This window comes from Mucilaginibacter sp. (assembly GCF_039921305.1).
Taxonomy (GTDB): Bacteria; Bacteroidota; Bacteroidia; order Sphingobacteriales; family Sphingobacteriaceae; genus Mucilaginibacter.
Map to the genome: position 1 here is coordinate 80,955 of NZ_JBDSCA010000076.1, position 15,124 is coordinate 96,078.

General features: G+C 42.0%; 9 protein-coding genes and 1 pseudogene. All 10 read left to right on the plus strand.

Annotated features, from left to right (window positions below; translation table 11 throughout):
- Positions 1 to 132 precede the first annotated feature (132 nt).
- The 10 genes and pseudogenes from ABIN91_RS21825 to ABIN91_RS21870 all read left to right on the plus strand — a co-directional run bounded on the left by ABIN91_RS21825 (position 133) and on the right by ABIN91_RS21870 (position 15,111).
- Positions 133 to 1,071 carry a dihydrodipicolinate synthase family protein gene (locus ABIN91_RS21825; RefSeq protein ID WP_348053740.1) on the plus strand — a complete coding sequence of 313 codons (939 nt, stop codon included), beginning with the start codon at positions 133 to 135 and terminating at the stop codon, positions 1,069 to 1,071.
- Between the two features lie 7 nt (positions 1,072 to 1,078).
- A complete protein-coding gene (locus ABIN91_RS21830) occupies positions 1,079 to 2,662 on the plus strand; it encodes an aldehyde dehydrogenase (NADP(+)) (RefSeq protein WP_348053741.1) in 1,584 nt (527 codons plus the stop codon).
- Positions 2,663 to 2,664: 2 nt separating this feature from the next.
- On the plus strand, positions 2,665 to 3,666 hold the full coding sequence (locus ABIN91_RS21835) for a 4-hydroxyproline epimerase (RefSeq protein ID WP_348053742.1): 1,002 nt from the start codon (positions 2,665 to 2,667) through the stop codon (positions 3,664 to 3,666).
- Positions 3,667 to 3,725: 59 nt separating this feature from the next.
- Positions 3,726 to 4,970, plus strand: a complete 1,245-nt coding sequence (locus ABIN91_RS21840; RefSeq protein WP_348053743.1) for an FAD-dependent oxidoreductase — start codon at positions 3,726 to 3,728, stop codon at positions 4,968 to 4,970.
- 334 nt (positions 4,971 to 5,304) lie between these two features.
- A complete protein-coding gene (locus ABIN91_RS21845) occupies positions 5,305 to 6,207 on the plus strand; it encodes an AraC family transcriptional regulator (RefSeq protein ID WP_348053744.1) in 903 nt (300 codons plus the stop codon).
- Positions 6,208 to 6,361: 154 nt separating this feature from the next.
- Entirely contained in the window at positions 6,362 to 8,218 is a 1,857-nt protein-coding gene (locus tag ABIN91_RS21850) for a DUF885 family protein (protein WP_348053745.1), read from the plus strand.
- 29 nt (positions 8,219 to 8,247) lie between these two features.
- Positions 8,248 to 9,687 (plus strand): amino acid permease, encoded by a 1,440-nt coding sequence (locus tag ABIN91_RS21855; protein ID WP_348053746.1) that lies wholly within the window; start codon positions 8,248 to 8,250, stop codon positions 9,685 to 9,687.
- Between the two features lie 225 nt (positions 9,688 to 9,912).
- Positions 9,913 to 12,198 carry a DPP IV N-terminal domain-containing protein gene (locus tag ABIN91_RS21860; RefSeq protein WP_348053747.1) on the plus strand — a complete coding sequence of 762 codons (2,286 nt, stop codon included), beginning with the start codon at positions 9,913 to 9,915 and terminating at the stop codon, positions 12,196 to 12,198.
- Between the two features lie 167 nt (positions 12,199 to 12,365).
- Positions 12,366 to 14,408: pseudogene (locus tag ABIN91_RS21865) on the plus strand (DUF5695 domain-containing protein); the annotation flags it as partial.
- Positions 14,409 to 14,508: 100 nt separating this feature from the next.
- Entirely contained in the window at positions 14,509 to 15,111 is a 603-nt protein-coding gene (locus ABIN91_RS21870; RefSeq protein WP_348053770.1) for a DUF5695 domain-containing protein, read from the plus strand.
- Positions 15,112 to 15,124: the final 13 nt, after the last annotated feature.

Consider the following 15,124-nt stretch of genomic DNA (forward strand, 5'->3'; position numbering starts at 1 on the left):
GCTTTTTTTAGCAATAACAGACTTTGGATAAGATCAGGAAATAATGTAGGGTAATATAAAATAAGTATAGGTTAAATTGCAACTTATTGGATTTGGTTTTACCGGTAACTTTGAACTAATAAAAATTTAATTATGATAAAATTTGAATGGAAGGGTGTTTTCCCGGCGGTAACAACTAAGTTTACGGATAATGACGAACTTGATTTCGATGCGTTTGATATCAATATTCAAGCACAATTGGATGCAGGTGTAGATGGTTTTATTTTGGGAGGCTCATTAGGCGAAGCAAGTACGTTAACAGAAGATGAGAAGTTTGCTTTATTAAAGCATACTTTGAAATTTGTAGACGGGCAGGTTCCGGTTATATTAAATATTGCGGAGCAATCAACTAAAAATGCTGTTTACATTGCAAAAAAAGCTTATGAGTGTGGGGCAGATGGCCTAATGCTACTGCCGCCAATGCGCTACAAAGCAAGCGACGACGAAACTGTTGCCTATTTTGTTGCCATTGCTGAAAGCACCCCGTTGCCTATTATGATTTATAACAATCCGGTTGATTATAAAATAGACATTACTTTGGATATGTTTGAGCAGTTATCTTTATATGATAATATCCAAGCCATTAAGGAGTCTACCCGTGATGTGATTAACATTACCCGGTTAATCAACCGTTTTGGCGATAGGTTTAAAATATTTACAGGAGTTGATCCTTTAGCTGCCGAAAGTTTAATGATGGGGGCAATTGGTTGGGTTGCCGGTTTGGTTGATGCTTTCCCTAAAGAAACTGTAGCTATATACCGTTTAATAAAAGCAGGCCGCTATACAGAGGCTATTGCCATTAACCGTTGGTTTTTGCCACTTTTAGAATTGGATATTCATCCTAAATTAGTTCAATATATTAAATTGGCCGAAGTTGCTACAAAAATAGGTACCGAAACGGTACGTGCACCACGTTTACCTTTAACCGGAACAGAACGCGAGCAGGTATTAAATATAATTCATTCTGCATTAGCCATTCGCCCTGAATTACCGGAAGGAAGCTGGGGTAAACTGAACGAAGTAACTGCTTGATATAAAAATGATAAACGGTAATAATATAATAGCCTGTAAATATTCCGAAGCGGAAGCAAGTATATTTAACGCATCTGATCCGGCTACGGGGGAGCAATTGGCAGGCAGTTTTAGTGCGGCCAACTATTTGCTGGTCGATCAGGCTTTAATGTCAGCATCCGAAGCGTTTAAAACCTATCGCACCATATCAGCTAAACGCAGAGCAGAGTTTTTAAGGGCCATAGCCTACGAAATTATTTTGTTGGGAGATGAACTGGTAAACCGGGCAATGGCCGAAAGTGGTTTGACCAAAGCAAGACTAACGGGCGAATTAGGCCGTACTACCGGGCAATTGCGCATGTTCGCCAGCTTTTTGGAAGAAGGCTCATGGGTTAATGCCGTTATCGATAAAGCATTGCCTGAACGTTTACCTTTACCAAGGCCGGATATTCGCAAAATGCTGTTGCCTATAGGGCCGGTGGTTGTTTTCGGCGCCAGTAATTTTCCACTTGCATTTTCTGTTGCCGGTGGCGATACCGCATCGGCATTGGCATCGGGTTGCCCTGTCATTGTTAAGGCGCATCCCGCTCATCCTGGTACCAGTGCGCTGGTAGGCCAGGCTATAAGTAAGGCAGCTATAAGCACAGGCATGCCCGATGGTGTTTTTTCACTTTTGTTTGATAACGGTTATACTGTAGGCGCCGAATTGGTTAAACACCAACAAACAAAAGCAGTAGTATTCACCGGATCGTTTAAGGGCGGTATGGCCCTGGTAAAACTTGCCAACGAACGTAATGTCCCTATACCTGTATTTACAGAAATGGGAAGCATAAACCCGGTTATACTGCTACCAGAGGTATTGAAGCAACGCCCTGAAGAACTCGCCACAAAATATGCGGCTTCAATTACTCTGGGTGCTGGGCAGTTTTGTACAAACCCTGGTTTAATACTGGCTGTAAGATCGCCGGGCTTAGATCGTTTCATTAACGGATTATTGAATTCAATTGAAGCGATACCCTCGGCAACGATGCTCACTTCTGGGATATGGGAGAACTATACGCTTTTATCTTCGCAGGCATTGGCAAAGCCAGGCTTGGATCTGATAGGGCGATCGGCGCTGCTCAATTCTGAAAACGTTAATCAGGCGGTCGCTACCGTAGCCAAAGTTTCGGCAACCATATTTATGAGCGATCCTAAGCTTAGCGAAGAGATCTTTGGGCCATGGTCTTTAGTTGTAGAATGTGATGATGTAGCCCAGTTGCAGCGGGTAATAGAATCTTTGGAAGGCCAGCTTACGGCAACCGTGATGGCAGAGAAGGAGGAATTACCTGGGTATAGCTCGTTGTTAGATGCGTTAACTTATATAACAGGGCGTATTATACTGAATGGTGTACCTACTGGCGTAGAGGTTTGCGCAGCCATGCAGCATGGGGGGCCGTTCCCGGCTACAAGCGACAGCCGTTTTACCTCTGTGGGTACAGCAGCAGTATACCGGTTTTTAAGGCCGGTAGCATGGCAAGATTGGGATGATAGCCTGTTGCCTCCTGAATTACAGGAGAGCAATCCGCTCAACATCTGGCGGCAAGTAAATAATAATTGGACTAAGGAATAATAATGAGTAGTAAAACTTTTTTTTGTATAGATGCGCATACCTGCGGTAACCCGGTGCGGTTAGTTGCAGGTGGTGGCCCTGCACTCAAAGGGGGAAATATGAGTGAAAAACGGCAACATTTTTTAAAGGAATTTGACTGGATACGCACAGGGCTTATGTTTGAGCCTCGCGGTCACGATATGATGTCAGGAAGTATTTTATACCCGCCTCATGACCCCAAAAACGATGTTGCCGTTTTATTTATTGAAACCAGCGGCTGTTTACCCATGTGCGGTCATGGTACAATTGGCACCATAACCATAGCTATTGAGGAGGGGCTTATCCAGCCTAGAGTACCCGGAATGATCAAAATGGAAGCACCTGCCGGCCTTGTTAACATAACCTACAAGCAAGAGGCGGGTAAGGTTACATCGGTTAAGTTGACCAATGTGCCTGCTTTTCTGGCTGCCGAAAATTTACAGGTAGAATGTCCTGATCTGGGAATGTTAACAATTGATGTGGCTTACGGTGGTAACTACTATGCCATTGTTGACCCCCAACCTAACTTCCCCGGCCTTGAAAATTATACCGCCGGCCAGTTGATCGGCTGGAGCCGCACCCTGCGCCAGCGGATCAACGAGCTTTATACTTTTGTGCATCCGCAAGATCCAACCATTAATACATGTACACACATACTTTGGGCCGGAGCAACTTTATCGCCCGATTCAACAGCCAGAAATGCGGTTTTTTATGGCGATAAAGCTATTGACCGCTCACCATGCGGTACAGGTACATCTGCCAGAATGGCTCAGTGGCATGCAAAAGGCAAATTGAAACAAGGCGACGTATTTATCCACGAAAGTATTATTGGGAGCAAATTTATTGGTACGGTTGAGGGTGTGATAAAGGTAGGCGATATTGATGCAATTATACCCGGAATAGAAGGCTGGGCAAAAGTGTATGGTTACAATACCATAAAGATTGATGACGATGACCCGTATGCGCATGGTTTTCAGGTCATTTAATTAATAACCCTGTTATTTTTTTAAACCCAGCGGTATGCTAGGGATATACTATTGATAAGATGTCGAAAATATTGATCATTGGCGGTGGCATTATGGGGCTTTGTTCTGCTTACTATTTAAGCAAGGAAGGGCACGATGTTACTATTCTGGAAAAAGGGGACTTAAGCGATAATTGTTCTTTCGGCAACGCCGGGATGATCGTGCCCAGTCACTTTATTCCGCTGGCTGCTCCGGGAATGATCAATCAGGGTGTGCGGTGGATGTTTAGCAGTAAAAGTCCTTTTTACGTTAAGCCATCACTTGATCCCAACTTGATATCGTGGGGGGTGAAATTTTTAAAGCATGCCAATAGCCGGCATGTTGAGCAATCTGCCGGGCCGTTAACGGAGCTGTCATTACTCAGTAAAAGCCTCTACAAACAACTCGCTCAGCAACCAGGGTTTGATTTTGGGCTTGCCGAAAAGGGTATTCTGATGTTTTATAAAACACATAAAGCTGCCGAAGAAGAGAGCCACATGGCAGATAAAGGCCGCCAACTTGGTTTAGATATGGCTGTGCTTAACGTTGCCGAATGCCAGGCCCTGCAACCGGATCTAAAATTGAATGTGTTAGGCGCGGTACATTACCGTTGCGATGCTCATTTATATCCCAATCATTTGATGGCCGCTTTGCTGAAGTATTTGGTAACCAGCGGTGTGAAAATTAAAAGAGACCACGAGGTAACAAAAATTGAAACATCGAATGAAAAAATTACACGTGTTTTTACAGGAAACGAAGAGTGGACGGCTGATCAGTACATTATAGCTGGCGGGGCATGGTCAACGGCCATTGCCAAACTTGTTAATCTTAATGTGCCTATAATGCCGGGTAAAGGATATTCGTTTATGGTTAAAGAGCCGGAACAGCGCCTGCGAATACCTGCTTTGCTTGCCGAAGCCAGAGTTGCCATTACGCCAATGGGCGACAGTTTAAGATACGGCGGCACTATGGAACTCGATAAGATCAATACCCGGATCAATATGAATAGGGTGAAAGGGATCGTACGATCCATCCCCGAATACTTCCCTGATCTGCGGCCGCAAATTCCGGCAGAAAAGGATATTTGGTATGGCTTCAGGCCATCATCTCCGGATGGCTTGCCTTACATTGGGTATAGCAGCAAGTACAAAAACCTGGTTATAGCCACCGGTCATGGAATGATGGGGCTTAGTTTGGGTGCGGCAACGGGCCTGCTGGTAAGCCAGGTTATTGCCGGGATAAAAACAGCTATTGCTATTGAGCCTTTTTCTGCCGATCGTTTTTAACTGATACAGTTAAATATTTTAAATAGATATTAACAGGACAAGCCAATAGCTTGTCTTTTTTGTTGAATGTTTCTTTACAAAAAGTGGTGTTGTGTACACTTCAAAGGCTTTGTAGTTTTGCTATAGTGAAAACCCCAATAATCATCAATGTAGTATTCCGAAATGGCAATAAATTACCTTCTTTGTTGTGATAATGGTATTTACTATGTTAAAATATGGTAAATCAGGATACATTTTAACCAGTTCTTCTTATATTTTATCCTGAATTGCGGAATAATTTCCTTTTAGGGTTAATTAATTGTAAATTAACGCAACAATTAATTAATATACCGCCATGAAAGTATTGCAATTTACGATCCCTGTGGCTCATGATAAGAGTGTGATCACTGATCAGGTAGAGTTACCTTATCACTATCCCTATTTGCACCGTCATAAAGAAGCACAGATTACCTGGATACAGCAGGGTGAAGGCATCCTGATCGCTGGTAACAATATGCACGATTATAAGTCAGGCGATGTATTTTTGTTGGGTGCCAACCTCCCGCATTTATTTAAAAGTAATCCGGAGTATTTTAATCCTCAAAGTGACCGGCCTATTAAAGCGTTCACGCTTTTTTTTAATCCCGATGGAGTTTTATCAGCCTTGTTTAACTTACCGGAGATGAAGGCCTTTAAAATTTTTCTGCAACAGCATCAACAAGGCTTTAAAATTCCTGATAAAAACTTTAAACAGGTTTCACAATGTATGAATAATGTTAAAGGAACTTCCGGATCCGATCAGTTAATGCAGTTTTTAAATCTACTTAAAAGCTTACTGTCCATCAATACTAAACTGGAACCACTTTCAACTTATGGTGATCTGCCCTCTATTACCGAAAATGAAGGGGTCAGGATCGGTAATATCTATAATTTTATTATGCAAAACTATGCCGAGCCCATCACATTAGAAGATGTTGCCAAGGCTGCTTATATGACATCCGAATCATTTTGCCGGTATTTTAAAAAGCACACCGGGCATACTTTTATCTCATTCCTTAATGAGATCAGGATAAACGAAGCTTGTAAGAAATTAACGGCTCATAAATTTGAAAGCATATCCACGGTGGCTTACAAATGCGGATTTAAAAGTATCACAAACTTTAACCGTGTTTTTAAATGCATCATTGGTACTTCGCCGCGCGAATATTTAGATAATTACACCAATAACGTGAATACTGCAAACAAAATAGCCAGCTAATACCAGTACATATTGCTCCGGGTTGTTTTCTAAAAACGTTCTTTAAATATATTAAAAGGCTAAAAAACTGCCAATAGCGGATAAATTAAGCAACAATATAACCCATTAAGCTTTTATTTTTGCTTTAGGCATTTAAGCTATCGCTTCTTAATAAATGCTACGTTTCAGCATTTATTCTTTTTTAGCCATGATTTGTTTTAATAAGGGTTATTTTCTGCTTGTTTATAAGCGGCTGATTTTAGTGTTATGTTTATCGTTTGCCCTGTTTAACGCGGATACCTTTGCACAGGTGCCAACAGTTACTTCCTCAGTCATATACGAACAAGCCAGCGAGGTAAGCGGTTTGGTTGTACGCTACGGGCAGGATATTGCAGCGATAAACGAATTTTACCGGCCTTATATACTTAATCCAAAAGGGGAGGAGCAATTTAAAGATCAGGTACTAAATTCACCAGAGCAGCGCGAACGATTGATCCAGATCAATAATGATTATTTGAGACAATTGGATCAAACGGCGTTTAAACAGATCAGCGTTTATGGCAAGGTTGATTACATCCTGCTGAAAAAGAAGATCAACATTGAGCTTATGGGCCTGCAAAAAGAAGAACAGCAGTATAACAGTATAAAAAAGTACATCCCTTTTGCTGACGAGATCTATTTACTTGAAAAAAAGCGCAGACGTGGTATAACCATGAATGGCAAAGAGGTGGCGGCCGGGCTGATCGTTATTTTTAAAGAGCTAAAGGCCGATACTTCTGAATTTGCTAAATTAACAGCTTTAGATATGCCCCTTGCCATAGTAGGACAACAGGCGGTAAAGGGATTAAAGAGCAGGCTCAAAAACTTTTACGATTTTTATTATGGGTATGACCCGATGTTCACCTGGTGGGTACCTGCGCCCTATAAAGATTTGGATAGCGCCTTAGCTTTATACAGCAAACAAATTATAAAAAAAGGCAAACTACATACTACGCAAAAACCCGATAGCAGCGGTATTAAAGGAGTACCAATTGGAAGGGATGAACTGATAAGCCAGTTGAATGTGGAGATGATACCTTATACTCCCGAAGAGTTGATCAAACTGGCTAATAAAGAGTTTGCGTGGTGTGATAAAGAAATGCTCAAAGCGTCGCAACAGATGGGCTATGGTAATGATTGGAAAAAGGCGTTGGAGAAAGTTAAGAACAGTTATGTAGAGCCAGGTAGCCAGCCCGAGTTGATCTTAAAATTATCCAATGATGCCATCAGCTTTATTAAGACAAAGAACCTGATCACCATACCGCCACTTGCCGAAGAAACATGGGGAATGATCATGATGACCCCGCAGCGGCAATTGGTTAATCCATTTTTTACGGGTGGAAAAGAGATCAGCATATCTTACCCAACAAATGGTATGGAAGAGAATGATAAGCTGATGAGCATGCGTGGCAATAACCCTTATTTTTCGCGGGGAACGGTACAACACGAATTGATACCCGGACACAACCTGCAATACTTTACCAATATCAGGTATAAAGCTTACCGGCAGGATTTTGCAACCCCGTTTGCTATTGAAGGCTGGCCGTTATACTGGGAACTGTTACTTTACGATCAGGGTTTTGCAAAAACACCCGAAGAGCGGATAGGAATGTTGTTTTGGCGGATGCATCGCTGTGCACGCATTATTTTTTCGCTCAATTATCATTTAGGTAACTGGACACCGCAGCAATGTATTACTTTTTTGGTTGACCGTGTAGGGCATGAAAAAGCGAATGCTGAGGGCGAAGTGAGGCGTTCATTTGAAGGAGGGTATAGCCCACTATACCAGGTTGCTTACTTGCTGGGAGGTTTGCAATTAATGAGCCTGAAAACAGAACTGGTAGACGGCGGTAAAATGACGTATAAACAATTTAACGATGCGGTGATCCATGAAAACCTGATCCCGATAGAAATGGTGAGAGCTACTTTAACAGAAGTACCTCTAAGCCGTGATTTTAATACCAGCTGGAAGTTTTACAATTTTAATAAATAACCCAACAACCCTAAAGCCTTATAAATTCAATGGATGACAACGCCTCTTTTAAGCCCTCGTTAAGATTGATAGATGCTACTATGCTGGTAGCTGGTAGCATGATAGGCTCAGGGATATTTATTGTTAGTGCCGATATTACCCGTAACGTAGGCAGTACAGGCTGGCTGATATTTGTTTGGCTGATCACCGGTTTCATGACGCTTACGGCTGCATTAAGTTATGGCGAATTAAGCGCAATGTATCCCAAAGCCGGTGGCCAGTATGTTTACTTAAAAGAGGCTTATGGCCCCTTGGTTGGTTTTTTATATGGATGGAGCTTTTTCACGGTGATACAAACAGCGACCATAGCGGCGGTAGGTGTGGCTTTTTCAAAGTTTATGGCCTATCTGGTACCTGTAGTAAGCGAAGATCATGTTTTACTGAAGATTCCGGTAGGGAGTGGAAGCTTTGTTTTAAATGCTGCTCAATTGGTATCTATTGCTCTCATCATATTGCTTACTGCTATTAATACCCGCGGCATTAAAAGCGGAAAAATGATACAAACCACCTTTACTTTAACAAAGCTATTAAGCCTTTTCGGACTCATTATTTTTGGTTTTTTTGCCCTGAAGGGAAATATCTGGAAAACCAACTGGAGCAACGCGTGGGATCTTCACGGCATGATGAAGGGGGGAACGTTCCAATCATATACAACGGTAGCTGCCTTGGGTGCCATTGCATCGTCTATGGTTGGTTCGATTTTCAGCAGCGACTCGTGGAATAATGTCACCTTTATAGCTGGTGAAATTAAAGATCCAAAAAGAAATATTGGCTTAAGCCTGGCCCTGGGTACTTTGCTGGTAACGGTAATTTATATAGTAACCAATATTATGTATACGGGTGTGCTTTCCCTGCACGAGATCGCAACGGCCAACAAAGACAGGGTGGCCGTTGCAGCATCACAACACATATTCGGCAATGTTGGAACGGTGATCATTGCCGTATTGATCATGATATCAACCTTTGGTTGTAACAATGGGTTAATTATGGCTGGTGCAAGGGTATATTACTCCATGGCTAAAGACAAGTTATTTTTCAACAAGGTGGCAACGCTCAATAAAAATTCGGTACCGGCTTATGGCTTATGGGTACAGTGCCTATTTGCTTGTATTTGGGGCTTAAGTGGTAAATACGGCGACCTACTGGATATGATATCGTTTGTGGTAGTTGTATTTTATATGCTTACCATTACAGGCATTTTTATATTGCGCAGCAAATACCCTAATGTTGAGCGCCCATACAAAGCGTTTGGATATCCTGTTTTACCCATATTGTACATTATAATGGGGCTTGCCTTTTGCATATTGCTCATTAAGTTTAAGCCAAACTACACATGGCCAGGCCTTATTATTACGTTGGCAGGCATACCCGCTTACTACCTCATTATGCGCAGGCAAAAAACAGCTTTAGTATCAGTAATAGTGAATTGATTGATAGTGTGTTGTAACCGCAGCTTTACATAGGATTGAATTGTAGATGGCGGCGTTTTTTGTTTCGCCACAATTTCTCAGCCCGGGGGAATTGTGGTTTTTTTTAAAGCGACCAATTGATGATTTCTTTCTTGTAAAGAGATAATTCATAGTTATTTCCGGGTAAAATATTCAATTATAAATTTCGGTCAAATCGTAATTTAGCGGCTACTATATCGTAAATATATGCGCATTTCATCATCAGGTTTTTTTATCCTTGTTTTATTATTCATATCAGTTGCTAAAGTGTTTGGGCAACAAAAGGTTACTCCTTATTACCCTTCAAAACAACAAATTGAGGAGGCCTACATCCGTCAAAATAATATAGATTCTTTACTTAAAATCATCCCGCTCAATACCAGCTTGAATCCTAATTGGCAACCGGATGGCGCTTTTTGGTATGTAAAGCGTTTAAGTGGCGACGGACAGGAATACTATTATGTAAACGGGGCCAAGAAAATAAGCGAAACAGCTTTTAACCCGAAACGGTTAGTAGAAAGTATCAAAGCAGTAACCGGAAAAAACATTGATCCGCTAAAACTAAACATTAGTAAAATGTTTTTTAATAATGATAAAAGCTCGGTTACTTTTAAAACCCATGCTGCATGGCTGCAATGTGATTTAAACACCTATCAAAGCAAGGTAACTACAGATACTACTTTTACACGTTATGATAATGCTAAGCCGTTACAGGCAAAAGCTTACCGCTGGGGAGGTGCAGCCAGGGATTCGTTATCTCCGGATAAAAAATGGATAGCTTATAGCAAAGGCGGTAATGTTTTTATAAAAGAGGTTAGCAGCAAAAATGAATTGCAGCTCACTAAAGATGGTAGCTTAGATAAACCTTACGGTGATTTTTCATGGTCGCCTGATAGTAAGAATATGATCGTTTACCTGATCGATCCTAAAAAAGTTAAAGAAGTATACTATGTTTTAAGTTCAGTACCCGGAACAACACGCGGCCAGCTAAAATCGCGTGAGTATCAACAACCGGGTGATGAGATGACCAGCTTTACACCATTTATACTGGGCATTGATGGGCAAAAGAAAATTAAGGTCGATGCGGAAAAGATCGATTTTTTTGGTGCGCCGAAACTACACTGGCGAGATGGAAGCAGCCGGTATTTTACTTATGAAAAAGTTGACCGGGGGCACCAGCGTTTCAGGGTGATCGAGGTTGATGTTACAAATGGCAACACCCGCAATATTATTGATGAAAAAACATCAACATTTATTTACGAACAACGAATTTATACCCGCTACCTATCCGCTACACACGAAATTATATGGATCACCGAAAAAGATGGCTGGAGACATATTTATAATGTTAACGACATCAGCGGAAGCGAGAAACTGATTACCAAAGGTAACTGGGTAGTGAAAGACATTGACAGCGTTGATACTAAGAAAAGAGAAATATGGTTTACTGCAAATGGGGTAGATCCTGCCGAAGACCCTTACTTTGTACACTATTACCGCATCGGTTTCGACGGAAAAAATAGAGTAGATCTTACGCCCGCTTTAGGCAATCACCGTGTAGTTTTTTCGCCGGATAGAAAATATTATTTAGATACCTACTCGCAGGTTAATATGCCGCCGGTTGTTGAATTGCACGAAACGTTGAATGGTAAAATTGTTTTACAGGTTGATAAAGGCAATACCCAAGCCTTACTTGCTACGGGTGTAAAATTACCCGAGATATTTGTAGCCAAAGCAAGGGATAGCAAAACAGATATATGGGGCGTGGTTTATCGGCCCAGTAATTTTGACCAAACCAAAAGCTATCCTATTATCGAAAATATATATGCCGGCCCGCAGGATTCATTTGTTCCTAAAAACTTTTCGCCCGTTAACGAAATGCAAAGCATAGCCGAGCTTGGTTTTATTGTAGTACAGATAGATGGCATGGGCACAGCTAACCGTTCAAAGGCCTTCCATGATGTTTGCTGGAAAAACTTGGCTGATGCAGGCTTTGCCGATAGGATCTTATGGATGAAAGCATTGGCCACAAAATATCCACAGGCAGACACCACCCGCGTTGGCGTTTACGGTACATCTGCCGGTGGGCAAAATTCGGCAGGTGCCGTATTGTTTCATCCGGAATTTTACAAAGCTGCTGTATCTGCCTGTGGTTGTCATGATAACCGCATTGATAAACAATGGTGGAACGAACAATGGATGGGTTACCCCGTTGGCCCTCATTACGAACAACAATCCAATATTACGAATGCCGGTAAACTAAAAGGTAACTTATTATTGATAGTAGGAGAGGCTGATGAAAATGTTCCGCCCGAGTCTACCTACCGTTTTGCAGATGCCCTGATCAAAAACAATAAAAACTTTGATTTCCTTGTTGTACCCGGAATGGGGCACAGTGATGGAGGCCCCTACGGGCGAAGAAAGAAAAGAGATTTTTTTGTAACACACCTGCTTCATGCAAATCCGCCGCAAAGGGATTTAGGCGAACATTAATTTGGATCGTAATAATATCTTTGGATATAAAGCTTGCAAAATTGAATAATACGTGGATCTACATGCATAGCTTTAACTTGCAAATTATAAGTAGTCGCAAAAATTAAAGTTATAAAAGGCGGGCTTGCCTGTTGTTTTTCACATTTTATATTTAAATGTATTTGGCTATGCATCTGCACAAGTTCATCAATAACACTTTAAAGTTCGCCGTTTTTATTGCACTGTATTTAATATGCAGCCTCCATACCTTATGGGCGCAAGATCCATGGAAGGCTTTGGAGGCAAGGCCTGCAACACTGGGGCTCGAAAAGGGTTTTATAACCATCAAAACAGCTGCGTTTAGTTTGCAACTGGTAAAAGCCTCACAAACGGTTGCTGCGTTAAAGCCCAATGCAGATACTACATTTGATTTTACACCGGCAGACCGGCTTAAGTTGCGTAGTAGCGATGGAATGTACCATTTAGGCGATCTCAATTTACGTTTAAGGTTGGAAGGAGATACCGCCTGGAAAAAATATTCAACGGCTACGGCTCGAAAATCAGTTACCGCCATCACACCAAACGAGACAGGTGTACTTGCAGCCGCCGATCTAACCAACACATTACCTGCCGATATTCCTGTTAAGGTAGAACGGTATTGGGAATTAGTTAATGGGCAATTGGTATTACTTTTCAGGATAAAAAATAATGGTAGTAAAGTTATAGAAATTGGTTCGCTGGGTATTCCTATGGTTTTTAATAATATTTTACAGGGTAGAACACTGGAAGAAACACATGCCGGGAATGTTTTTTACGATCCGTATATTGGTAAGGATGCAGGTTACTTACAGGTTACACGCTTAAGTGGAAAAGGCCCTGTATTACTGGTCGTTCCGTATGCAAGATCGTCGTTTGAGGCATATAATCCGCTTAGCGACCCTACTCCGCGAGGAATAGACTTTGAAGGATTTTATGAATGGATGGTATACAGTAAAGCTTACGCCGAAAATGAATGGAGCAAAGCAGAGCCCTGGAATAAGCCAACGATGTACAGTTTAAAGCCAGGAGAATCAAGTGAGTATGGGATGAAATTTTTACTGTCCGGCTCTGTTGAGCGTATAGAACAGACGTTAATTGAAAATAAAAGGCCGGTAGCGATCGGAATTCCTGGTTATGTGTTAGCAAAGGATGTTGACGCACGCTTATTCTTAAATTATGACAAAAAGGTAGCATCTATACAAGTAGAACCGCGAGGTGCATTAACGGTGAAAAAACTTCCGGATGCGGCCAATCAAGATCAAGTGTACCAGTTAATAGGTAAAACATGGGGCAGGGCACGGCTTACTGTTACTTACGAGGATGGGCTTTGCCAAACCATTAGTTACAAAGTAATTGATCCCGAGGCCGAAGTTGTAAAAAGTTACGGGCATTTTTTAACGAACGAACAATGGTTTAATAACAAGACCGACCCGTTTGGCCGTGATCAATCGGTAATTAGTTATGATTACGAAAAGAAGCAGCAGGTAACCCAGGATAAGCGGGCCTGGATAGCGGGCTTAAGTGACGAAGGGGGTGCCGGGAGTTGGCTGGGCGCGGTGATGAAAGAAGTGGTACAGCCAAATAAGGTTGAAATAGACAAGTTACAGGGATTTGTAGAGCATACTTTATGGGGGAATATACAGCACAAAGAGGGTAAACAAAAGTACGGAGTTAAAAAGAGTGTATTTTATTATCAGCCTGACGAAATGCCGGCAGGCGCTTACAGCGATAGTATCAATTATAAAACATGGTCGGCCTGGAGCCATAAAGATGCCAATGATGTAGGGCGTTCTTACAATTACCCGCATGTTGCCGCAGCACATTGGGCATTTTACCGTTTGGCACGTTACCACACCGGGCTGGTTACCGGTAAACCATGGAATTGGTATTTAGATAACGCTTATCATACTTCGATGGCGATGGTGGATCAGGCGCCTTACTATGCGCAATTTGGGCAGATGGAAGGAACTATATTTTACCTCATATTGATGGATCTGAAGACCGAGGGATGGGACAAGGAAGCTGTGGCACTTGAAAAAGCAATGAAAACACGTGCCGATCACTGGCATACGCTGCTATATCCTTTTGGAAGTGAAATGCCCTGGGATTCCACCGGGCAGGAGGAGGTATATTTATGGTCGGACTATTTTGGGTATAACGACAAGGCCCAAACTACCATTAATGCAATTTTAGCTTATATGCCCACTGTACCGCATTGGGGGTATAACGGTTCGGCACGCCGGTATTGGGATTTTTTGTACGGGGGGGAAATTATCCCGTATAGAGCGCCAGCTGCATCACTACGGTTCGGGCTTAAATGCTATTCCGGTACTATCGGCTTACAGAAAAGCACCTGCCGATCTTTACATGCTAAGGGTTGGCTATGGCGGGTTGATGGGGTCAATCGCAAATATAACCCATAATGGCTTCGGCCCGTCAGCCTTTCACTCGTTCCCATCCACGCTGCAAATAGATGGCCTTTCGGGTGATTATGGTTCCAATTTTTTTGGATATGCTGTGAATAACGCGGCTTATCTAGCCTTTGATAAAAATTATGGTTGGCTAGCTTTTGGCGGTAACGTGAGCCAAAAAGGTGAGTGGATAACTATGGCGATAACCAGCGGTTCACGATCACGAATTTATATCGCACCACTAAAACTTTGGCTAACACTAAAAGCGGGCGCGTTTAACAAAGTTGCCTATAATAACATAACAAAAGCGGTTTCAATATGGCTGGATAAAAAAGATGGTTACACCCCCAGCGCCTATTTAAATATTGAACAAGCAAAACAGCAATACGGGTTAAATAGTAAATTTACGAAGGTAAACGGTACATATGTAGTACCATTAAACAGCAGTTTGCTGAAAATACAACTAACCTTGTTTGGTAAATAATCAGCAGCGCATA